We start from the raw sequence: 214 nt of genomic DNA, 5'->3' as shown, positions 1-214 counted from the left end.
GCCGATCATGGATAACAACCAAATGCCGAACATGATGCCGATCATGGATAACAACCAAATGCCGAACATGATGCCGATCATGGATAACAACCAAATGCCAAATATGATGCCGATCATGGATAACAATCAAATGCCAAATATGATGCCGATTATGGATAACAATCAACCACCGAATGTGATGCCGCCGAATCCGTATTATCAACAACAAAATCCA

At 41.6% G+C, this 214-nt stretch carries 1 pseudogene; it reads left to right on the top strand.

Annotated elements, in window-relative coordinates:
* Window positions 1–22: 22 nt before the first annotated feature.
* Window positions 23–214 (top strand): annotated as a pseudogene (locus MR079_RS29045) (peptigoglycan-binding protein LysM); the annotation flags it as partial.

Origin of the sequence: Bacillus cereus group sp. BfR-BA-01381 (assembly GCF_022663555.1) — a bacterium.
In the GTDB taxonomy this organism is placed as follows: domain Bacteria; phylum Bacillota; class Bacilli; order Bacillales; family Bacillaceae_G; genus Bacillus_A; species Bacillus_A pacificus.
Note: the sequence above shows the minus strand (reverse complement) of the source record. Positions and strands in the feature narration are given on the sequence as shown.